At 47.4% G+C, this 20,641-nt stretch carries 22 protein-coding genes and 1 tRNA gene; 3 read left to right on the top strand and 20 right to left on the bottom strand.

The features are described from left to right. Nucleotides 1–35: 35 nt before the first annotated feature. Both KUA49_RS01755 and KUA49_RS01750 read right to left on the bottom strand, forming a co-directional pair. A complete protein-coding gene (locus tag KUA49_RS01755; protein ID WP_218412679.1) occupies nt 36–1,133 on the bottom strand; it encodes an endonuclease/exonuclease/phosphatase family protein in 1,098 nt (365 codons plus the stop codon). Between the two features lie 6 nt (nt 1,134–1,139). Continuing rightward, on the bottom strand, nt 1,140–2,078 hold the full coding sequence (locus KUA49_RS01750; RefSeq protein WP_218412680.1) for a rhomboid family intramembrane serine protease: 939 nt from the start codon (nt 2,076–2,078) through the stop codon (nt 1,140–1,142). Between the two features lie 228 nt (nt 2,079–2,306). Between KUA49_RS01750 and KUA49_RS01745 the strand changes: the two genes are divergently transcribed. After that, nucleotides 2,307–2,582, top strand: coding sequence for an HU family DNA-binding protein (locus KUA49_RS01745; RefSeq protein WP_203039091.1), 276 nt, complete (start codon nt 2,307–2,309; stop codon nt 2,580–2,582). A 77-nt stretch (nt 2,583–2,659) separates the two neighbouring features. Here the strand turns inward: KUA49_RS01745 and KUA49_RS01740 are convergent, their stop codons facing one another. The 14 genes from KUA49_RS01740 to xerA all read right to left on the bottom strand — a co-directional run bounded on the left by KUA49_RS01740 (nt 2,660) and on the right by xerA (nt 16,193). Beyond that, nucleotides 2,660–3,463 carry a gluconate 5-dehydrogenase gene (locus KUA49_RS01740; protein WP_203039089.1) on the bottom strand — a complete coding sequence of 268 codons (804 nt, stop codon included), beginning with the start codon at nt 3,461–3,463 and terminating at the stop codon, nt 2,660–2,662. Between the two features lie 180 nt (nt 3,464–3,643). Next, the gene (locus tag KUA49_RS01735; RefSeq protein WP_218412681.1) at nt 3,644–4,459 is read right to left on the bottom strand and encodes a FecR family protein; all 816 of its coding nucleotides are present in this window, start codon (nt 4,457–4,459) and stop codon (nt 3,644–3,646) included. A gap of 17 nt (nt 4,460–4,476) precedes the next feature. Beyond that, nucleotides 4,477–5,310 (bottom strand): hypothetical protein, encoded by an 834-nt coding sequence (locus KUA49_RS01730; RefSeq protein ID WP_218412682.1) that lies wholly within the window; start codon nt 5,308–5,310, stop codon nt 4,477–4,479. A 45-nt stretch (nt 5,311–5,355) separates the two neighbouring features. Beyond that, nucleotides 5,356–6,348: a DUF4249 domain-containing protein gene (locus KUA49_RS01725; RefSeq protein WP_218412683.1), complete on the bottom strand. Its 993-nt coding sequence runs from the start codon at nt 6,346–6,348 to the stop codon at nt 5,356–5,358. 57 nt (nt 6,349–6,405) lie between these two features. Then, the gene (locus tag KUA49_RS01720; RefSeq protein WP_256624840.1) at nt 6,406–9,150 is read right to left on the bottom strand and encodes a TonB-dependent receptor; all 2,745 of its coding nucleotides are present in this window, start codon (nt 9,148–9,150) and stop codon (nt 6,406–6,408) included. A gap of 24 nt (nt 9,151–9,174) precedes the next feature. Further along, nucleotides 9,175–9,696, bottom strand: a complete 522-nt coding sequence (locus KUA49_RS01715) for an RNA polymerase sigma-70 factor (protein ID WP_218412684.1) — start codon at nt 9,694–9,696, stop codon at nt 9,175–9,177. Between the two features lie 84 nt (nt 9,697–9,780). Continuing rightward, nucleotides 9,781–9,851 (bottom strand) — tRNA-Gln (locus KUA49_RS01710). Nucleotides 9,852–9,917: 66 nt separating this feature from the next. Then, nucleotides 9,918–11,219: a tyrosine--tRNA ligase gene (gene tyrS / locus KUA49_RS01705; protein ID WP_153122005.1), complete on the bottom strand. Its 1,302-nt coding sequence runs from the start codon at nt 11,217–11,219 to the stop codon at nt 9,918–9,920. 63 nt (nt 11,220–11,282) lie between these two features. Further along, a complete protein-coding gene (yidD, locus tag KUA49_RS01700) occupies nt 11,283–11,534 on the bottom strand; it encodes a membrane protein insertion efficiency factor YidD (protein ID WP_218412685.1) in 252 nt (83 codons plus the stop codon). 10 nt (nt 11,535–11,544) lie between these two features. After that, nucleotides 11,545–11,970 carry a ribonuclease P protein component gene (gene rnpA, locus KUA49_RS01695; protein ID WP_218412686.1) on the bottom strand — a complete coding sequence of 142 codons (426 nt, stop codon included), beginning with the start codon at nt 11,968–11,970 and terminating at the stop codon, nt 11,545–11,547. A 56-nt stretch (nt 11,971–12,026) separates the two neighbouring features. Next, the gene (locus KUA49_RS01690) at nt 12,027–12,779 is read right to left on the bottom strand and encodes a uroporphyrinogen-III synthase (protein ID WP_203039074.1); all 753 of its coding nucleotides are present in this window, start codon (nt 12,777–12,779) and stop codon (nt 12,027–12,029) included. A 6-nt stretch (nt 12,780–12,785) separates the two neighbouring features. Next, a complete protein-coding gene (locus KUA49_RS01685; RefSeq protein WP_218412687.1) occupies nt 12,786–13,814 on the bottom strand; it encodes a DUF4271 domain-containing protein in 1,029 nt (342 codons plus the stop codon). Between the two features lie 50 nt (nt 13,815–13,864). Beyond that, nucleotides 13,865–15,139 carry a methionine adenosyltransferase gene (gene metK, locus KUA49_RS01680; protein WP_218412688.1) on the bottom strand — a complete coding sequence of 425 codons (1,275 nt, stop codon included), beginning with the start codon at nt 15,137–15,139 and terminating at the stop codon, nt 13,865–13,867. 127 nt (nt 15,140–15,266) lie between these two features. Then, nucleotides 15,267–16,193 carry a site-specific tyrosine recombinase/integron integrase gene (gene xerA, locus KUA49_RS01675; protein ID WP_218412689.1) on the bottom strand — a complete coding sequence of 309 codons (927 nt, stop codon included), beginning with the start codon at nt 16,191–16,193 and terminating at the stop codon, nt 15,267–15,269. 133 nt (nt 16,194–16,326) lie between these two features. Here xerA and aroQ point away from each other — a divergent pair, with 133 nt between their 5' ends. After that, nucleotides 16,327–16,761 carry a type II 3-dehydroquinate dehydratase gene (aroQ, locus tag KUA49_RS01670; protein ID WP_218412690.1) on the top strand — a complete coding sequence of 145 codons (435 nt, stop codon included), beginning with the start codon at nt 16,327–16,329 and terminating at the stop codon, nt 16,759–16,761. 1 nt (nt 16,762) lies between these two features. Next, nucleotides 16,763–17,401, top strand: a complete 639-nt coding sequence (locus KUA49_RS01665) for an O-methyltransferase (RefSeq protein WP_203039064.1) — start codon at nt 16,763–16,765, stop codon at nt 17,399–17,401. Nucleotides 17,402–17,552: 151 nt separating this feature from the next. On the opposite strand, the gene KUA49_RS01660 is transcribed toward KUA49_RS01665, so the two are convergent. From KUA49_RS01660 to KUA49_RS01645, 4 genes are all read right to left on the bottom strand, one after another. Next, on the bottom strand, nt 17,553–18,782 hold the full coding sequence (locus KUA49_RS01660; protein ID WP_218412691.1) for an FtsX-like permease family protein: 1,230 nt from the start codon (nt 18,780–18,782) through the stop codon (nt 17,553–17,555). Nucleotides 18,783–18,866: 84 nt separating this feature from the next. Then, nucleotides 18,867–19,202: a 30S ribosome-binding factor RbfA gene (gene rbfA / locus KUA49_RS01655; protein WP_218412692.1), complete on the bottom strand. Its 336-nt coding sequence runs from the start codon at nt 19,200–19,202 to the stop codon at nt 18,867–18,869. Nucleotides 19,203–19,232: 30 nt separating this feature from the next. Further along, on the bottom strand, nt 19,233–20,069 hold the full coding sequence (gene murI, locus KUA49_RS01650) for a glutamate racemase (RefSeq protein WP_203039060.1): 837 nt from the start codon (nt 20,067–20,069) through the stop codon (nt 19,233–19,235). Then, on the bottom strand, nt 20,066–20,620 hold the full coding sequence (locus tag KUA49_RS01645; RefSeq protein ID WP_218412693.1) for an OmpH family outer membrane protein: 555 nt from the start codon (nt 20,618–20,620) through the stop codon (nt 20,066–20,068). Before KUA49_RS01645 ends, murI begins: the two co-directional genes overlap by 4 nt. Nucleotides 20,621–20,641: the final 21 nt, after the last annotated feature.

Below are 20,641 nucleotides of genomic sequence, written 5' to 3'. Positions count from 1 at the left end.
TACGCATTTTTTTTCGTAAATAAGAATAATTTGCACTATTTTTGATGTTTAGGGCGCATTTTTAGCTTGCAGATGATGGGATAGTGGTCTGAAACCGCTATTTTGTTATCTACATAGCATTCGTATGGGTCCCAATCATCAGAGCACATGATGTTGTCTATTCGTACAAAAAATCCTCCATGATGATAGCTGATGCCAGGGCCGTTTCCGCTGGCAATGTAGCAATCTGTCAGATTCTTCGCTATCGTGCGGTGGGCGTACGAGATAGGTCCATCATTGAAGTCACCACAGAGAATGGTACTCATACTCTTATGATGCTTTACATACTCCGCCACAGCCTCTGCCTCGGGAGCACGCTTGCGGGTTGCCTCAGCCAACTTCACCACCAGGAGCTTTGAGGTTTCCTCGGCTGTATCCACCTGAAGCTTTCCAACCACCAGGTTTTTAAACTGCCTGCGGTCTTCCAGACTCAATCCGGTTGTTTCCAGATGATTGTTGATGACAAGCACCACCTTTCCCTTTATTTTCAGGCGATAAGCCACACTCATATTTCCCGTCGATTCGTATGGAATCAACTCCTTGGAAAGAATCGGATACTTGCTGAGCAGCATCAGGCAGTTGCCACCCTTGGGATGGACGGTTGTATCCTGATAGGCATACATCGGCTTCAAGATACTGTCTATCTGCTGCTGATTCTTCCAATTGGGCATGGCTTCCTGCAGGCACACGATATCGGCATCCTGTTCCTGAATATACTGCAGGCAGATGTTATGCCCTTCATCATCCTCTGTCTGGCTGCCGAAGTTCCAGGTATTATACGACAACACCTTGATACTTCCCTCAGGCGCATCTCCCTTCATATTGATAGGCATGTATTGGCGCACAGGCACAAAAGCCACCAGGAATCCGAGTACAGGAATCAGGGCGTACTTGGAACGGAAGACAACCCAAAAGACCAGAAAACCCAAATTGATGACGAGAAAGATGGGAAACAGCAAGCCTGCATTGGTAAATGCAGGAAACTTTGCCGGATTTAACAAATCCGAATATCCCACCAATAGCATGAAGACAATGGTAGCCACATTGGCTCCCGCTATCATCTTCACCGTAAAATCTTTCAATCCGTCAAGCATATCTTCTTACTTATTACTCTGATCGAAAAGCGTCTGCTTCTCTTCTTTAGAGAGACTGTCGTAGCCGCTCTTTCTGATTTTATCCAATATCTGGTCTATCTCTACCTGATTTGCCTTCTTGCGCTGCTCATCCTGGTCGGTAGGCTGGAAATCAGTTGTATAATTCTCATTTCGGGTATAGTCGAAACGCTGCTTGGTGTACTTATTACGACCACCAAACATGTTTCTCACCTTGTCGAAGGCATCTTGGGTAGATGAATTGTGATAACCACCCTCCATCTGCTTGCGCCAGTAGCGGATCATGAAGAAACCGAAGACCATACCTCCCAGGTGGGCAATATGAGCCACGCCGTCACCACGGGTAGCCAATGCCGAGAAGAGTTCGATGGCAGCATAGCCAATCACGAAATACTTCGCCTTGATAGGTACCGGCAATGGGAAGATGAAGATACGCTCATTCGGATAAATCATGCCGAAGGCAAGCAGAATGGCATAGATGGCACCCGAGGCACCCACCGTGGTCCACAAATTAAGATAATCCCCCATTGGCAGGCGGGCGCCATTGGCATCCACTATAAACTGATAGGCAGAGAAGTCATTATACAGATAGCTGACATACTGCGCAGCTTCCTGAAAGAGTCCTGCGCCCACGCCACAAGCTATGTAATAAAAAAGGAACTTCTTGGCTCCCCATACTCTTTCTACCACACAACCAAACATCCAGAGGGCAAACATATTGAATATGATGTGTTCAAAACCTCCATGCATAAACATATAGGTAATCAACTGGTACACGTGGAAGTCGGATGCCATAAAGAAGTGAAGTCCCAATATATCATTGAGCATAAAATTGCCAGAAGCATCTTTGCCAAACAAATAGCATACCAAGAAGGCAACAACATTCACTATCAACAAGTTCTTTGTAACTATCGGTATATTGCGCATAACGATTTTCTTTCTTTATTATTAATAATCACTATAAAATTTATAATTTCGTGGCAAAATTACTAAAAATATCCGTGAAATCACCAAAAAATGAGTAGATTACAATAAAATTTCACTATTTTCATCACTTTTCTGCTTTTTTTATTTGAACTTTCAAAGGAAAAAGCTATATTTGTAAGCAAAAAAGATAACAAGACAAAATTACTAATCATTTTATAACGTAAAATTATGAATAAGACAGAATTGATCGACAAGATTGCAGCTAGTGCAGGCATCACAAAGGATCAGGCTAAGGCTGCTCTCAATGCAACTACAAACGCATTGAAGGATGCTCTCATTGCAGGTGACAAAATCCAGTTGGTAGGCTTCGGCACTTTCAGTGTTAACGAGCGTCCTGCTCGCGAGGGCATCAACCCTGCTACTAAGGAGAAGATTCAGATTGCTGCCAAGAAGGTTGCCAAGTTTAAGGCTGGCGCTGAACTTGCAGACGCACTCAACAAATAATCGTAAAGATTATTTTTTAAAATAATAGGGCAACCCGCATGGATTGCCCTATTATTGTATATCATAGAAAGCTTTGCTTATTTAGGCTGCTTGCCGATGTAAGCCAAGATACCACCATCTACATAGAGAATGTGGCCATTCACTGCATTAGAAGCATCTGATGCCAGGAACACAGCAGGACCTTCCAACTCCTCTGGATCCAACCAGCGACCAGCTGGAGTCTTTGCACAGATGAAGCTGTCGAATGGGTGACGGCTACCATCAGCCTGACGCTCACGAAGAGGGGCTGTCTGTGGAGTTGCGATATAACCAGGACCCAGACCATTGCACTGGATGTTGTACTCACCATACTCTGAGCAGATGTTACGTGTCAACATCTTCAAGCCGCCCTTGGCTGCTGCGTATGCAGAAACAGTTTCACGACCCAACTCGCTCATCATAGAGCAGATGTTGATAATCTTACCATGACCCTTCTTGATCATACCTGGGATAACAGCCTTAGATACGATGAATGGTGCAGTGAGGTCAATGTCGATTACCTGCTTGAAGTCATCAACCGACATTTCCGTCATAGGAATGCGCTTGATGATACCAGCATTGTTTACCAGAATGTCGATAACGCCGAGTTCCTTCTCGATGTCAGCAACCATATTCTTCACCTGCTCCTCATCTGTTACATCACAGATATAACCCTTGGCATCAATACCCTTTGCCTTGTAATCTGCAAGTGCCTGATCCATGTGATGCTGGCTGCGGCAGTTGAAAGCAATTTTAGCACCCGCCTTGGCATAAGCCTCAGCAATAGCGAAACCGATACCGTATGCGGCACCTGTCACGAGGGCAACCTTACCCTCCAATGAGAATAGTTTGTTAAAGTCCATACTTTTATATTTTAATCAATTGTTTGATTTGTTACGAGGGCAAAGATACAAAATTATTTTGAATCTCGCTCTAATTCAATACGAAAGATGCAGCCTTTTTACTTATTTTCTCATTTTATTGACTTCTTTTCATAAGTTAGTCCCTTATTGTGATGCTTTTTGCGATGCTTGATTCAACTCTTATCGTATCTGGACACCCAGTGTTTCTTCTATCACTTGGATGACCTGCGGGATGGAATCCACATCAAAATCACCCGTCAGACGCTTGTTCTCATCAGAAGCCGTATATCTCATGCCTGACAATTTAGAAAGTTCCTCCAATACTTCGGATAATGGAGTATTGTCGAAATGCAGGCGATGCGTAGCCCATGCCACATCGTTGATATCGTAATCAGCCAACAACTCAGGCTGGACAGCCCCTTTCAGCAAACGGGCTCGCTTGCCCTTGGTCAGGAAGACGCCTTCAGCAGAATGGCGAGCCGTGAAAAGCACCTTTCCGCCGGTTACCATCACTTCGGGGGCATCCGTTCTTTCATCCACCATAAACTGGGTACCGAGCACCCTTACATGTCCATGCTCTCCCACTACATCGAAAGGATGCTGTTCATCATGCTTCACCTGATAATAGATGCAGCCCTTCATCTCCACCTTTCTGCAATCATCTTCCTGATAGGAAAGAGAAGAATGAGGCATCAACGATACCTTCGTTCCATCAGGCAGATGATACGCCACTACTTCTGATTCGGCAGAAAGTGTCACCGTCTTTGGCTGCAAAAGCGTATAGGCGCCTATGGTGAAGAGCACCAGAATAGATGCAGCCACAGCTATCCAGCGGATGCGACGCATGCGTAAAGATACAGTTGCAGCATGCGAAACCTCTTCATCAGCAATGCCTACCCGAGCCTTCACCTTCTGCAAAGCCTTCCGGGTATCCAGCTTGTTCGGCTGAAAAAACTTCAGCACAAATTCCTGTTCGTTCTTGTTGATCTTCATCATAGAATCCCTTTCTTCCTTTAAAATTGTCCTGTAATAGATGCAAAGAGCGTATTGGTATGCTTATACTTCTCAATGCCATTATATCGCTTACCCTTCGTATAGCGGATGTTGTTTCTGCCATTTTCGATATTGAAGTCGCTTGTCAGCCATCCCAAAGACAGAAACACGTCGCCCGAACGGAAGGTCAAAGCCGACTTGATGCGCCAAGCCAGCCATTTTCCGCCATGATTACTGACGGTTCGGATAGTTATATTACCATAAAGTTCATCTGTATAAGATGCAGGATGCCCCACACCTTGTGCGTCCTTGATTTCGGTAAAAGATACTATATCATTATAAAATGGCGTGATGCAGAGTCCCGGCTCGCAATGCAGCATCAAGCCCGCAGTACGACGCTTGCTTAACCACAAGGTAGGAGTACGAAAAGCCAAACCTGGTGTCAGGTTGATTTTAATCACCCTCTTCGGATCATATTCATCATCCTCATAACGCTCTATCCAGGGTCTATCCCCGTGGTTGTCGTTCCATTCTATTCCACAGGAAACACCGGCATAGGTCAAGGGATAATAGGCAAATGTCAACTCAACCATATAGCTACTTTCATTGGCATCACAAAGTCCGCCCGTAATACCTGCCACATAGCGCAGCAGTTTGGTATCCTGCTTTAGCTTCATGCGATTGATCATCTCCACACGCTGTTCAAAAGTCATAGAATCCTTCACCGCTTCCACGGTATCATTCAAGATACTATAACCCGTATTCTTCTTTTGAGCAGAAACATCAGAACCCTGTGCCTTGCCGGCAATGGCAAAGCACAAGGCAATTAAAATGACAAAAAGACTTCTTTTCATACTCCTCACCTTTTTTATTTGGTATATATTCCTCCATTATCTTCGTTATTTATAGAAGTATTTCGAAACAGAACTTATATTGTAGCCAGCCACCACTCCGAAGCCTCCTTTTACATTCGAATAGGTAGGCGTAACCTGCATCAAGCCCACATCTGCCCAACTGTTGCTCTGCGCATCGTTGATACTCTTGAGAAACCGATAATATTCAGGAGTTACCTTGTATAAATCTACTACATAAGAAAAACTATAAAATGACTGACGATATGAATTAGAGTATGTATCCAGATGAAGTGTATAGGTCTTGCCATTTATCGTACGGTCATTGAAGATGTAGGCATTACCAAAATACTCATAATCATCCATACCGAAATCATCATCCAGCTTCGACTTCTTGTTCAACAAGGGTTCATTGTCTGTCAGCAGCCCCAGATCACGGTCCATTTCTTGATTCAGTAATCTGAGCTTCACCGAATAATAATCTTCCGAAGAAGGATTATCATGGAAAACGGCTTCTACCCTATCAATCGTTATCGGGTTATAACCATCCGATGATTTCATTTCCAATTTAACATCGCCCAACTCCACTCCTACCTTCTCCGGGATATAAGTAGATGCTGAAACAGATGAGAAATCCGGTGCAGAAACCTGAATACTGATTTTGTCGCCAGCTTTCTGCTTGCCTACCACATAATACTGACCTACCAGTTGCGAAAGCACATCGGATTTTGTGCTTCGGGTAAAGAGTTGAGCCTCTTCCTCGTTTGCGATGCGTTTCACCGTTTGCTCCACCCCATTCACCTTATATATAATATGTGCATCTACCTTTTCGCGGGATAAGATGTCAACATTCCCCTTCACGGATGCTACAGGCAGGCTCTTAGCTACACTGACGAGCGTAGTATCACCTTCGGTAGGAAAGCAATAAACCACCAGTCGGGAATGATCCTGCAGCTTTTGAATATCAAAATCATCTTTGCAGGAAACCAACGCCAAACATAAAAGCATGAAGCTAAATGCCCTATATATCATTGTTTTCATTTTTATCTCTTTTTATCTTTACATAAAATCTACATCTACTATTCACCATGCAATTCCTTAGAACTTGATGGTATAGCTGAACGAAGGAATGATTGGGACAAATCCCTTGTTCTTTGCCCTAAACCGCTTTGTTTTCTCATCGTAATCCACCTTGACATACATCGAGTTCAGGTGACAATATGCATTGTAGATGCTCAAGTTCCAGATGCGCTCATGTCCATGCTTGGTAACATGATGGAAATCAAAGCCCAAGTCCAGACGATGATAAGCCGGCAAGGTCAGGTTGTTGGGGATGGCATAGACAAAAGATGCCGAATCCCACCAACCGCCAGGATATTGATTGCCACCATCCGGCAAGCCAGGCAGTGCTGCAATCTGAGTTGGCACGGTGGCATGATTGCCGGAATGATAACTCCACACCGCATAGCAGCTCACCTTCCTGTTGAAATCATATCTCAAGGAAAGATTCAACTTATGGCGATTGTCATACTTGTCGTAATACCAGTCCTGATAGAACTCATCATACTTCCGCTTGTTCCAGGAAAGCGTATAGGAACCGCTCAAGGTCAGGTGAGTGGTACGATAAGTGGCATCAGCCTCCAAACCATAGAACAATCCCTTGCCATCCATCACCTGACTATCCCAATTCTCTGCCGGAGGTTCGATTCCCAGCCAACTGCTGTATTGCAGAAGATGCTTTGAGAGCTTGTAATAGCCTTCGAGCGATAAAATCCAGTGACGGTTAGGCTGCGCATAGATGCCAGCCGCTATCTGATAAGAACGCATCGGTTTCAAATCCTTGGTGGTTGGCACCCAATAATCAGTAGGCAAATCCAGATAACTGTTGGATATCTTATGCACATACTGAGTCATCTGCGTGAAAGAAGCCTTCAGCGATACCGCATGACTCCACTGGTATTTCAGTGCGAAGCGAGGGTCTATATTGAAGAAGTTCTTGTTGCTGATATGAAACAATCCCAGATGGAAGCCAGCATCCAGGCTCCACTTATCATTGAGATAGATTTCATCCTCCGCATACGCCGACCATTCATGAGACACATGTCTATTGGTACTATTCACACGGATGGTATCCATCTCAGCACCACTTCCACCTCCCATATAGTCAAGCTGCATCACCGTCTGTGGACGGAAGAGATGCATGGTGTAGTCATGACCGAAACGGATATGATGACGTGGATTCGGACGGTAATCGAATGCCGCGCGATATCCGGCATCATAGATAGTAGAAGTATAGCCATGCTCCAAATGACTCCACACCCTTTCATTCTTGGTTTGTGGATAGATTTCCCTGTCATCATCCAGGGAATAGAGTTTAGAACGGTTATGGGAATATACAGCCGTGAAGTTAGCAAAGAGCTTCGGCGAGAACAGATAATTCCAGTTCAAAGCTACATTGAAGTTTCCCCAATTGAGCTGCGTCTTCGTTAATTCCTTATTATATGAACTACCTTCATGGTACCAATCCCCCTTGCTATCATCCATATCATCCTTCACGTCCCAACTGTCTTTTCCGTGATAGAGACTCAAGTCTATCTTCGAACGGTCGTTGAACCGATGGGTTACCTTGGCATTCAGGTCCATGAAGTAATAACCTATCGAAAGTTTCTCATCCGGATCAGAGAAAGCCTTGGTCAGGGGACGGGACAGCAAATCCAACCAGGAACGGCGCATACCTATATTATAAGAGGTCTTGCCTTTCTGGATAGGGCCCTCAAACTGCACACTGCCATCGAGCAGTCCGATGCGATAGGCGCCATGAAACTGATTCATGTTTCCTTCGGCGGTACGCACATCCACCACCGACGACAATCTTCCACCATATCGTGCAGGAAAGCCACTCTTGTAGAAATCCACGTTCTTCACCACATCAGCATTGAAACTGGAGAAAAGACCCAGCGCATGATTCGTATTATAAAGCGGAGTACCATCAATCAGAAAAAGATTCTCATCACCATTGCCGCCATGCACATAGAGTCCGCTTGCCAACTCCTGTCCTTCTGCCACTCCGCTCACACGCTGCAGGGTCTTCACCACATCCGGTGAAGACATCAGAGCAAACTCTGTCTTGATATCCTTGTTCGAAAAGGAGCGCTTGCCGGTTTGTGTGGTCAGAAGAGGAGAGTTCAAGTCGCCATCTACCACAACCTCAGGCAATTTACCATCAACACGGAGTGCCATATTATGATGCATATCTTTCGAGAGATTCAGTTTCTCTACCTTGTCGGCATAGCCCACATACGAAAAGCGGAGCTGGTGCTCGCCTTCGGGCAGGGTAAGCGAAAAGAAACCATATTCATTGGTCGTTGTACCAATGCCATCCGTCAGATCATAGATGGTGGCATTAATCAGCGATTCGCCACTCTCATCACGGACGTATCCGCTGAGAGTGTGGCGACGCTGAACCTGCTGAACTTTGTGATCTATATTCGTGTAAGACGATGATATCTGTTGTACGGGTTTTCGCTTCAATATCACATAGTTCGCATTGATAGTATATAGAATATGAGTTTTCTCGAAAAGTGCCTTCAGTGCCTTCTTCACCGAAAGATGCTGGATGTCGGGTCCATGATACTTGATGTTCAATTCCCCATCAAGCGATGAATCATAAACGAAGTTGATTTTCCTGGTGCGGTGCAGCCAATCCATCTGCTGACGGATGGTGGTAGAAGTCTGAGCTTCCACCATCATCTTCGGCGTGCCTGCCAACGTTGGAGCTGGCAAGGCTAGAATTGAGAGCGCAAAAATAATCTCTTTACCTTTCATAACTGTACTTTTATTCATTCTTTTATTGCTATAACGCAAGAATTACAGAATACCCCCATGGATGAAAGGTAAAATATAGAAAAAATCTGCAAGAAAATCATCTTTCTTGCCTCGTAAGGTCTTTAAAGCCTTGGAAATCTGATGTTCTACGGTCTTTTCCGACAGGTTGAGTTCTTCGGCAATCTCCCGATAAGTCATACCGTCACGCTTGCTCATCAGGAAGATTTCCCTGCATCGTTCGGGTAATAACTCGATAGCCGTCCACAGTTCTGCCTCCCGGAAAGAACTTTCCTGTACCTGGTCATCAGAAATTGTGCCGCTCAAGTCAGAAGGAGAAATCTCCGTATCTATCGGAGACTGGCGGCGCATCCGGTCGATGCAGGCATTGCGCACAGAGGTATATAAGAAAGCCTTGATGTTTTCCGGCATGATGCTCCTGCTTATCAATTTCACAAAACAATCCTGCACCACATCTTCAGCCTCATCGATATCATGCAGATAATGAGTGGCATAAAGACATAGCGGACGATAATACTGCTGAAATATCAAGTCTATCTCTTGCATAAACTTTCTCTACCTAAACTAAACTCTTATATAACAAAATAACCCTCCAAATCCGCAAAGACTTGAAGGGTTATTTATGACCTGTTGTCCCAGGCGGATTCGAACCACCACTGACAGAACCAAAAACTGTAGTGCTACCATTACACCATAGGACAATCAAATCAGTTGCAAAGGTAGTGGATTTTTTCTCCACTACCAAATATTTTCAATACTTTTAACGATTACTTAACGGTAATCAAGAAGTAGTTCTTTTTACCTTTCTGAACCAAAAGATACTTGCCGTCAATCAGGTCATCAGCAGTGATTACCTGGTCGAAAGCAGCGAGTTTCTCCTTGTTGAGTGAAACGCCACCACCCTTAACGAGCTTGCGCATCTCGCTCTTGCTTGGGAAAATCTGCATACCCTCCTGATTGAAGAGATCCACAGCAGTTCCACCGAGCAGGTTCTTGTCGAGGTCGTAGTGAGGAACATTGGCGAATACATCGTTCAAGGTAGCCTCATCGAGCTGAGCCAGATTCTCCTTGGTAGCCTTACCGAAGAGGATGTTGCTGGCTGCGATAGCCATATCCAAATCCTCCTGAGAGTGAACCATCACGGTAACCTCCTCAGCCAGACGCTTCTGAAGTACACGGCGACCTGGATCCTGCTTGTGCTCCTCTACGAGGGCATCGATAGTCTCCTTGTCAAGGTCGGTGAAGATCTTGATGTACTTCTCTGCATCGTCATCGCTTACGTTCAACCAGAACTGGTAGAAAGCGTAAGGTGTGGTGCGGTTGCGATCCAACCAGATGTTACCGCTCTCTGTCTTACCGAACTTCTTGCCGTCTGCCTTGGTAATCAATGGGCAAGTGAGGCAGAAGCACTCTGCGTCGTTACCCAATGTGCGGTGAATCAACTCAGTACCGGTAGTCATGTTACCCCACTGGTCGTTACCACCCAACTGGAGGCGCACGCCATACTTCTCATACTGATAGAGGAAGTCGTAGCCCTGGAGCAACTGATAAGTGAACTCTGTGAAAGACAATCCGTCGCGAGCCTCACCGTTCAAGCGCTTCTGCACGCTATCCTTCGCCATCATATAGTTAACCGTGATGTGCTTACCTACCACACGAGCGAAATCGAGGAAGGTGAAGTCCTTCATCCAGTCGTAGTTGTTCACCAACTCCGCCTTGTTAGGCTCATTGCCATCGAAGTCGAGGAACTTAGACACCTGCTTCTTGATAGCTTCCTGGTTATGATAGAGAGTCTCTGAATCGAGAAGATTACGCTCCTGGCTCTTACCAGAAGGGTCGCCGATCATACCTGTGGCACCGCCGACGAGGAGATAAGGCTTATGACCACAACGCTGCAAGTGGCGCAACATCATGATACCGCAAAGGTGACCGATGTGCAGAGAGTCTGCAGTAGGGTCGGTTCCGAGATAGGCTGACACCATGTGGGTGTTGAGATATTCCTCAGTACCTGGCATTATCTGCGCCAGCATACCACGCCATTTCAATTCTTCAACAAAATTTTTTGCCATCGAATGTGATTTCTTTATATATTATATAATATGTATATGGGGCCCAACGATACAGTCGGAAACTTACGGCACGGGATCATAGCCCGAACCACCCCAAGGATTGCACCTCAAGATGCGCCACACGGCCAAAGCCAGTCCCTTGAAGGGTCCATGCTTAAGGATAGCCTGTCTGGCATATTCAGAACAAGTAGGCTGAAAGCGACACGAAGGCGGTGTATAGGGAGTGATGCATACCTGATAGAAGCGGATGGGCAGCAAGAGTACCCAGGCGAGCACTTTCTTTACCCATTTCCATAAGATGCTGAGATTACTCATAGCCGTTCCACTAAAGAGTTGTTCCACTATCGTCAGACAGTCGTTCCACTAATCGTTGCAGGTTTTTCTGCATCTTGGCATCAATCTCATCAGAGTCGTGCAGTTTGCCGTCTTGCCAGATTACGGCGAGCAGCAGTTGCTTGTCGGGCATCTGTGCCATACGATCCAGCAGCCCATGCTTCCGGGTGCGGTAAGCCTCTCGTATCTGTCGCTTCACCCTGTTGCGCTTCACGGCTCTCTTGAAGAACCTTTTCGAAACGCTCGCCATCAGCTCCACGGGTGCACTCTCCTGTTCCTTCTTGTCAACAAGCAGATACACCATCTTCAAGGGCCATGCCGTCAGGGCACGGGATTTCCCGGAAAAGAGCTGGTCTATGAGCGTTTTCCGGCACAGATGCTCTCTCTTTCCGAAAGTGTTATCATTTTCTGTCAACATATAGCTTTGCTTCGTTACTTATTTGTTCGCTTAGCCGCTTTTTCAAGCTGCCTTGCTTATTTCTTGTTATTTCGCTTCAGATAATCCTTCAGCGCTCCGGTCATGGATGGGAACTCCTTGGTTGGAGCCTCCAGGTCGATGCGAAGACCTTCCTCCTCTACGGTTTTCACCGTGGCAGGACCGAAAGCACCCAGTGCGATTTCACCCTGCTTGAAGGTAGGGAAGTTCTTCTTCAAAGCCTTGACACCAGTAGGACTGAAGAAAATCATCATGTCATAATCGAAGTTCTTGATTTCTTCCTCGGTGAAGTCGTTGCTCACGGTGCGATACATCACGCACTCAGTGTGGTTCAACTTCTTCTCGTCGAGCAGATTCTGAACGTCGTCATTATGTACGCTGCTCAATGGAACCAGATATTTCTCGTTCTTATGGCGAGTCATCTGAGCCATCAATCCGTCTATCTTGCCAGTATCTCCGAAGAATACCTTTCGCTTGCGATACTGCACGTATTTTTGAATATAGAGTGCAATAGTCTCAATTACACAGAAATACTTCATGTCTTCAGGAATGGTGATACGCATTTCCTTTGCCAACTTGAAGTAATTGTCCACTGCATGGCGAGATGTAAAAACGACTGCAGTGTAGTCGAGCAGATTAATCTTCTGCTGACGGAATTCTTTCGCTGTAAGTCCCTCAACTTTGAAGAATGGACGGAACACACATTCTACGCCATACTCCTTCTCGATATCGAAGTAAGGAGATTTCTCACTGGCTGGTTTTGGCTGAGAAACTAAAATTTTTTTAATCATCTTGTCTTAAAAGTTTATTTTCAAATAATGACTGATTAATACGAGTCCACCCCAAAGGGCAAACAATGGTACTACTTCGAGAGCACAAAAGTACAAAAATATTTGCAAAAAAATGCCATTTCTCTTAAAAAAGATGAGGTAACTCTTATAAAATGACAATATTTTAACCAATACTAGCACTATTATGGTGTATATCACCGCCACTTGGAGCGATAAGTCGAAGTAAGACAGCAGCATAACTGCCGGGAACAACAGCACACCCTCGCACGATAACAGGAAGAGGTACGCCTTCAGCCACTGTTCATTTTTTTTCTTATCAAAGAACACCCAACCCGCCAAGGAATAGAGAAATGCCTTCAGCAGGAAGTAGCCCATCACGCAACCGGCATAGATGCTGATTACCAGATTCTGCTCGATGATGAATGTATCTCCGATGGATACCTTCGAGTAGATGAAGTATCCGATGGCCACCAGAAGACAGGTCTGCACCACGAAGAACAGCTGGAAGCGCACCTCCGAACTGGTTTCCGTGATAACGGTGGTTCCCTCGCGCTGCGTGCGGAAGAAAGCCTTTGCCTGGCGGATGATGAAGTGCTTCGACTTGGAGAATGCAATGCATGCCAGCACAAAGCACAGCAGCAGCAGCGAGGTGATGAAGTTATCACCTGCCACCGTATAAGGCACAGGGTCGCCCGCCACTCCCAGTCGTCCACCCTTCAGCTCAGGATGGAAGAGCGAATCTTTCGAGAAGAACGACTCACGGTAGTATTGTGGCAAACTCACGTCTCTGAAGCTCTTGCCCGCCTCATGTCCAGGCAGGTGCAAGGTGTCAGGCATCTCGCTCCAGTGAATCTCACTGGGCTTGATATGCGCCCTGATCATCGAATCCTGTTGGGCAGGGGTCGCATTCTTAGGCAGCCAACTCAGCACCTGCTTAGGCGTGAGTTGGCTGCTATGGTTTTGCTTGTAGTTCTGCTGCTGCGACCCAGCCTCAGCATCTACTTCTGTATGTATCGAATCTGCTTGCTGCACCATTCTTTAATACCCGAATCCTTCAATCCGGTCTCTCTTATTTTGTTCGTTCCTTAAAGTCCGAAAAACTTCTTGATCTCATCCACCTTGTCGAGCTTTTCCCAGGTGAAGAGTTCCACCTTCATGGTCTTTGCATCGTGGTAACGGCTGGTGAAGGTCTTCTCCACTACCTCGTTCTTACGACCCATGTGACCGTATGCAGCTGTCTCGAAGAACATTGGCTGGCGCAACTTCAGCTGGCGCTCGATGGCCTTTGGACGGAGATCGAACATCTCGGCAATTTTCTTGGCGATTTCACTGTCGGTCATGTTCACATGACTTCTGCCATAGGTGTTTACATAGATGCTTACTGGCTCTGCCACGCCGATAGCGTAACTTACCTGTACCAGCATCTCGTCGGCTACACCGGCTGCCACCATGTTCTTAGCGATATAGCGGGCTGCGTAGGCTGCAGAACGGTCCACCTTACTTGAGTCCTTACCCGAGAAGGCACCACCACCATGGGCACCCTTGCCACCATAGGTATCTACGATAATCTTACGACCTGTCAAACCGGTATCTCCGTGAGGACCACCAATCACGAACTTGCCTGTTGGGTTCACGAAGTACTTGATGTCGTCGTTGAAGAGAGCCAGCACCTTGTCGCTCAGGTGAGTCTTCACACGAGGAATCAGGATGTTGAGCACATCCTCGCGAATCTTAGCCAGCATAGCCTCGTCGTCATCCTCGCCGTTAGCCTTCTTGATGAAGTCATCGTGCTGGGTAGAAACCACGATGGTATCGATGCGCTGTGGGACATTGTCGTCTGAATACTCGATGGTTACCTGACTCTTAGAGTCTGGACGGAGATAAGTCATCACCTTGCCCTCCTTGCGGATATCGGCAAGTACACGCATGATGAGCTGAGCCAAGTCGAGTGATACAGGCATGAAGTTGGCGGTTTCGTTGGTTGCGTAACCGAACATCATACCCTGGTCGCCTGCGCCCTGGTTCTCATCTTCCTCGCGGCTCACACCGCGATTGATGTCGTCGCTCTGCTCGTGGATAGCGGTGAGCACACCACAAGAGTCGCCGTCAAACTGATATTCGCTCTTGGTATAGCCAATCTTCTTGATGGTCTTGCGGGCGATGGTCTGCAAATCCACATAAACGTTAGAGCGAACCTCGCCCATGATTACTACCTGACCCGTAGTACAGAAGCTCTCGATGGCGCAGTGAGCGTGGTCATCGTAAGCCAGGAACTGGTCAAGCAAGGCGTCTGAAATCTGGTCAGCCACCTTATCTGGATGTCCTTCAGAAACTGATTCTGATGAAAACAAATATGCCATATTTTCCTTTAATTTTCTATTAATATTTCCTGTTCTTTATTTTGCGGCTGCAAAGTTACGCATTTTTTTTCAGATTCTGCCATTTTCCACTGAAAAATAGAGCGTAATTCCCCGGATATTCTACCATTTACGGCAGATTATCCCCCGAATGCTTTTCCCGATACTTGATATTGCGTGGATGATGGTAGAGGATGGCCTCCCTGAGGTCGGAAGTTTCTATGTGGGTATAGATTTCCGTGGTGCCGATATCCTCATGCCCCAGCAGTGCCTGAATCACCCTCAGGTCGGCTCCTCCCTTGAGCAGGGCGGTGGCGAAACTGTGGCGCAGGGTATGGGGCGAGATGGTCTTCTTGATGCCTGCATCCTGAGCCGCATTCTTGATCATGATGAGAATCATGTGGCGGGTGAGATGGGCACCTCGGCGGTTCAAGAAGACATAGTCTTCCTCGCCGGGTTTAATCTTCATCAGGTTGCGGTCGATATACCACAGGTTGATTTCCTTCAGCGCCTTTTCCGAGATGGGAACCAGCCTCTCCTTCTTGCCCTTTCCCATCACTCGGATAAACTTCTCCTCCTCATAAACCTGACTGATTTTCAGGGTCACCAGTTCCGACACGCGCAATCCGCAGGAGAAGAGGGTTTCGATGATAGCCTTGTTGCGCTGTCCCTCCCATTTCGAGAGGTCGATGGCAGACTCCAGCATATCCACCTCCTCCACCGAGAGATATTCCGGCAGATGTTCTCCTATCTGTGGCGATGGCAAGAGCTCCGTAGGGTCATCCTTCAGATAATCATCAATCACCAGGTAACGGTAGAAGGAACGCACGCCGCACAATACACGGGCATGCGAAGTTGCCGAGATGCCCTTGTCGTGCAGACTCGCCGAAAAGTTCTCCAGGTCTTCCAGTTTCATTTCCAGCACCCCCTTATCGTTGTTCCTGGCATATTCCATCAGATAATCCAGGTCGTGCCGGTACGCCTCCAGCGTGTTGGGCGAATAGTTTCGCTCCAGCTTGAGGTATCTCATATAGTTCTTGATGATGTCATTAGCCATTTTCTTATCTATTTTCTTGTCTGTTTCCAATTTTATTATTACCTTTGCATTCAGGTTAGCTGATATCAGCCAGCCTATTGCATCTGCAAAGATACAAAAAATAAACGATACAGACTTAAAAAATCATGTGATTATGAAGATACAGATTATTAATGGTCCTAATTTGAACCTCCTGGGCGTCCGCGAACCAGGCATTTACGGCAGCAACTCCTTCGAGAGCTACCTGCCCAAGCTGAAGGCTAAGTATCCTGATGTGGAGATTGAGTATTACCAGAGTAACATCGAGGGCGAGCTCATCAACAAGTTGCAGGAAGTGGGCTTCTCCTACGATGGCGTGGTGCTCAACGCCGGTGCCTACACCCATACCAGCATTGCCCTGCAGGATTGCATCCGCAGTCTGAAGTGTCCTTGCGTAGAGGTTCACATCTCGAATGTACACAAGCGTGAGGAGTTCCGCCATCATTCTTACATCTCCTGCGCCTGCCTCGGAGTAATCTGCGGCTTTGGTCTGGCGTCTTACGACCTTGCCATCGCCGGAATCTTAGCACAGAAGGAAAACAGGGAGTAAGATGACAGAGACTGAACTTATCGACAAATATATCTGCCAGCATATCGAGCCGGAGGGAGATTATCTCTACCGTCTCTATCGTGCCACCAACATCCATACCATCCACGGACGTATGGCGAGCGGGCACATCCAGGGCCGACTGCTCAAGATGCTGGTGCAGATGGTCCGCCCCAAGAATATTCTTGAGGTGGGCACCTTCAGTGGCTACAGCGCCATCTGCCTTGCCCAGGGATTGCAGGAGGGCGGCAAGCTCTATACATTTGAAATCAACGACGAGATGGAGGATTTCACCCGCCCTTGGATTGAGGGGTCGGATGTTGCCGACAAGATTGATTTCCGCATCGGCGATGCCAACGTTGAAGCACCCAAACTGGGTGTGATGTTCGACCTGGCTTTCGTGGATGGCGACAAGCGCACCTACATCGAGACTTACGAGATGGTGATGGGCATCCTGAACCCGGGAGGATACATCCTGGCGGATAATACCCTGTGGGACGGACACGTCATCGACCCGGCATACGACCGCGACCAGCAGACCAAGGGCATCCGTGCCTTCAACGACATGATAGCCCAAGACCCTCGCGTGGAAGTGGTGATTCTGCCGCTGCGCGATGGTTTGACACTCATCAGAAAGAAATAAGAATTCCCCATAAAAGTTCTATCCGCCAGTGGCGGATACAAATACGGCAGTGGCGAACATACATCCGCCACTGCCGTACGTCTATCCGGCAACACCGGATAGACTTTTTATTTCCCTATAATATCTAATCTTCTTGTATCCTATACTTTTTCTAGTTCAGCAAACGCTTGCTCAACGCCCTTACCGGATACCAGACTGAAAGCCAGCCCACGGCGATGACCGTTACGAAGATGATTGCCACATCCGTATAGTGAACGCTCACCGGATAGGCATCAACGATAAACGAACCTTCTGAATCGCCCAATCTCACAAAGCCATACTGCTGCTGCAACCAGCAGAGCAGCAAACCCAGTCCGATGCCTATCACGGCACCTATCACGGCTATCATTCTTCCCTCAAAAAGGAAGACATGCGTTATCTGCTTATCGTTGGCACCCAGATTTCTCAGCGTCACCACATCGTTCTTCTTGTCGATGATCAGCATCGAGAGCGAACCGATGATGTTGAAACATGCCACCACCAGGATAAAGGTCAGGAAGATATACGCCATCAGTTTCTCTATCTGCATAATCTTGAATGTATCCTCCTGCTGCTCGAATCTATCAAGCACCTTGTATTTGTTGCCTGCTATCTGCTGCATCTCTGCCTTCACCGCCTGCAGGTCGCTGCCCTCCTTCAGTCTGATTTCCAGGTCAGAGAGCATGCCCTGCTGGTCAAAGAGGTTGCGGGCAAAGGAGATGGAGGTGATGATGTAATTCTGGTCGTATTTCGACTGCTTCACGGCGAAGAGCACACCCGGCGATACCAGCGAATCGGCCACGAAACCGTCGCCCGGACTCATCATGTCGAGCTGTCCTTCCTTCTTTGGCGCATAAATCTTCAGGAAGCCATCCCATCTTGCCCCAATGCCAAGTGTCTGAGCCAGACGGATGCCCACCGTGCCATACTGCAGGTTGGCAGCACGGAGCGCGAAACTTCCATCGCCATAAAGAATATCGTTGATATGCGATAACTCTGCAAAGTTATCATCCACGCCCTTGATCTTCACCATTGTCTGTCGGTCGGCATAGATAGCCAGTGCCTGGTCTTCTACGGTTTCCGTAGCCACGTCCACCTGTGGCAACTGGCGTATCTTCGTCAGTATCGGGTCGTCGGCAGGCACCGTCTTTCCCTCCACCGGCATCACCTTGAGCTGCGGGTCGAAACTGGTAAAGAGCGATGCCACCAGGTCGTGAAAGCCGTTGAACACGCTCAATACGATGACCAGCGCCATCGTAGCCACCGCCACACCAATCACCGAAACAGAACTGATGACGTTGATGACGTGCGTACTCTTCTTGGAAAAGAGATACCTGCGGGCTATAAAGAATGGAAAATTCATTTGTCTTACTTCATTTATATAATATAGGGAGTCAAGGCAGTTGTCATAACTCCTTAACTCCCTTCAATCTTTCAGTTCTCTCTTTTACTTCTTCAAGAGTTCGTCGATGTGCTCCAGGTAATCCAGACTGTCGTCCAGGAAGAAGCGGAGCTCTGGAATGATGCGCAGCTGGTTTCTCACCTTTCTGCCCAAGTCGAAGCGGATGGTCTTCTCGTTGGCATTGATGTTCTTCAGAATCTCCTCACCCTTCTCAGATGGGAACACGCTGAGGTAAGCGGTGCAGATGCTGAGGTCTTGACTCACTCTTACCTTGGTTACACTTACCATCACGCCGTGCATCATGCGGGTCTGTGACTGGAAGATAAGACTCAACTCCTTCTGGAGAAGTCTTGATATACGGTTTTGTCTTGTTTCTTGCATAACTATAAACTATTAACTATAAATTATCAACTATTCAAGGTCCACGTGCGTCACGTCTACCTGCTCATGCAGGAATATCAGCGCCGACTCCTTGAACTTTTCCTCACTTTCCGTTGTCAGATACTGGCATGTGCCATTGTGGGTTATCATCTGCTCCATCTTAGGATGTCGCTTCAGGTAATCCTTCAGGCTGTTTGCCACATACTGTCCCTGTGGTACCACTCTCACGCCATCGGGAAGATTCTTCACGATGCTGCTCATGAGTAGTGGATAATGGGTGCAACCCAGGATGATGGTATCGATGTCCTCATCCATGCGCATCAGCTGGTCGATGCGCTTCTTCACGAAATAATCAGCACCAGGACTGTCAGCCTCGTTTGCCTCAACGATAGCTGCCCAGAGCGGACAAGCCACTCCGCTTACCTGGATATCAGGCCACAGCTTTCCTATCTCCATCTTGTAGCTCTCGCTCTTGATGGTTCCCTCGGTGGCAAGGATGCCCACGTGGCGACTCTTGGTCAGCGTACCTATCACCTCGGCGGTAGGACGGATGATGCCCAGCACGCGGCGGTCAGGATCCAGTTCCGGAATGTCTCTCTGCTGGATAGAGCGCAGCGCCTTAGCCGAAGCCGTATTGCAACCCAGGATAACCAGATGGCATCCCATGGAAAAAAGCTTCAGCACAGCCTGGCGGGTAAACTTATACACCACCTCGAACGAGCGAGATCCGTAAGGCGCACGGGCGTTGTCGCCCAGGTACATGTAGTCATACTGTGGCAACATCTGGCGCAGACCATGCAGGATGGTGAGGCCGCCATATCCGGAGTCAAAGATTCCGATAGGTCCGGGATTGGAAGGCAGCATCATTTCAGTTTCTCCTCCAGCGCAGCTGTAATATCCTCGCCCATCTCGGCATTGAGATAAGGAGCGGCATTGTTGTCGGTATTGAGGATGAAGGCGAATCCCTTCTCCTTACCCATCTTCTGAGCCTCCTCGTTCACCTTTGCCTTGAGTGGAGCGAAAGCCTCGTCCTCAGCCTGCTTCAGGAGTCGGTTAGCCTCAGCCTTGAAGGCGATGTTCTTCTCCATCAGTTCACGCAGTTCAGCCTGGCGCTTTTCCAGGATTGTCTTGGCATAAGAGCGCTGGCCATCGAGAAACTCCTCGTACTTGCTATTAAACTCATTCTCCACGCGCTTGGTCTCCTCATCATACTTTGTGCGCAGTTCGTCCATATTATGCTTGGCTATGGCGTAACCAGGCATGGTATGAAAAACCTGCTCAAAGCTGAAGTAGCCAAAACGCCATGCTGGCTGTGCAGCCACGGCAGCTGGTTGTTGTGTTTCCTCTGCCTGGCTCTGCTGTGCAGAAGCCGAGAGGGCAACAAGAGCGAAAGCCAAAAATAAGAGATTCTTTTTCATAATGCGTGATACCTTATTTGA

Source organism: Segatella copri, assembly GCF_019249655.2.
GTDB lineage: Bacteria > Bacteroidota > Bacteroidia > Bacteroidales > Bacteroidaceae > Prevotella.
Note: the sequence above shows the minus strand (reverse complement) of the source record. Positions and strands in the feature narration are given on the sequence as shown.

Coding starts and splice junctions, on each gene's coding strand:
- KUA49_RS01755 (WP_218412679.1), bottom strand. CDS start 1,133: ATGCTTGACGGATTGAAAGATTTTACGGTGAAGATGATAGCGGGAGCC.
- KUA49_RS01750 (WP_218412680.1), bottom strand. CDS start 2,078: ATGCGCAATATACCGATAGTTACAAAGAACTTGTTGATAGTGAATGTT.
- KUA49_RS01745 (WP_203039091.1), top strand. CDS start 2,307: ATGAATAAGACAGAATTGATCGACAAGATTGCAGCTAGTGCAGGCATC.
- KUA49_RS01740 (WP_203039089.1), bottom strand. CDS start 3,463: ATGGACTTTAACAAACTATTCTCATTGGAGGGTAAGGTTGCCCTCGTG.
- KUA49_RS01735 (WP_218412681.1), bottom strand. CDS start 4,459: ATGATGAAGATCAACAAGAACGAACAGGAATTTGTGCTGAAGTTTTTT.
- KUA49_RS01730 (WP_218412682.1), bottom strand. CDS start 5,310: ATGAAAAGAAGTCTTTTTGTCATTTTAATTGCCTTGTGCTTTGCCATT.
- KUA49_RS01725 (WP_218412683.1), bottom strand. CDS start 6,348: ATGAAAACAATGATATATAGGGCATTTAGCTTCATGCTTTTATGTTTG.
- KUA49_RS01720 (WP_256624840.1), bottom strand. CDS start 9,150: ATGAATAAAAGTACAGTTATGAAAGGTAAAGAGATTATTTTTGCGCTC.
- KUA49_RS01715 (WP_218412684.1), bottom strand. CDS start 9,696: ATGCAAGAGATAGACTTGATATTTCAGCAGTATTATCGTCCGCTATGT.
- tyrS (WP_153122005.1), bottom strand. CDS start 11,219: ATGGCAAAAAATTTTGTTGAAGAATTGAAATGGCGTGGTATGCTGGCG.
- yidD (WP_218412685.1), bottom strand. CDS start 11,534: ATGAGTAATCTCAGCATCTTATGGAAATGGGTAAAGAAAGTGCTCGCC.
- rnpA (WP_218412686.1), bottom strand. CDS start 11,970: ATGTTGACAGAAAATGATAACACTTTCGGAAAGAGAGAGCATCTGTGC.
- KUA49_RS01690 (WP_203039074.1), bottom strand. CDS start 12,779: ATGATTAAAAAAATTTTAGTTTCTCAGCCAAAACCAGCCAGTGAGAAA.
- KUA49_RS01685 (WP_218412687.1), bottom strand. CDS start 13,814: ATGGTGCAGCAAGCAGATTCGATACATACAGAAGTAGATGCTGAGGCT.
- metK (WP_218412688.1), bottom strand. CDS start 15,139: ATGGCATATTTGTTTTCATCAGAATCAGTTTCTGAAGGACATCCAGAT.
- xerA (WP_218412689.1), bottom strand. CDS start 16,193: ATGGCTAATGACATCATCAAGAACTATATGAGATACCTCAAGCTGGAG.
- aroQ (WP_218412690.1), top strand. CDS start 16,327: ATGAAGATACAGATTATTAATGGTCCTAATTTGAACCTCCTGGGCGTC.
- KUA49_RS01665 (WP_203039064.1), top strand. CDS start 16,763: ATGACAGAGACTGAACTTATCGACAAATATATCTGCCAGCATATCGAG.
- KUA49_RS01660 (WP_218412691.1), bottom strand. CDS start 18,782: ATGAATTTTCCATTCTTTATAGCCCGCAGGTATCTCTTTTCCAAGAAG.
- rbfA (WP_218412692.1), bottom strand. CDS start 19,202: ATGCAAGAAACAAGACAAAACCGTATATCAAGACTTCTCCAGAAGGAG.
- murI (WP_203039060.1), bottom strand. CDS start 20,069: ATGATGCTGCCTTCCAATCCCGGACCTATCGGAATCTTTGACTCCGGA.
- KUA49_RS01645 (WP_218412693.1), bottom strand. CDS start 20,620: ATGAAAAAGAATCTCTTATTTTTGGCTTTCGCTCTTGTTGCCCTCTCG.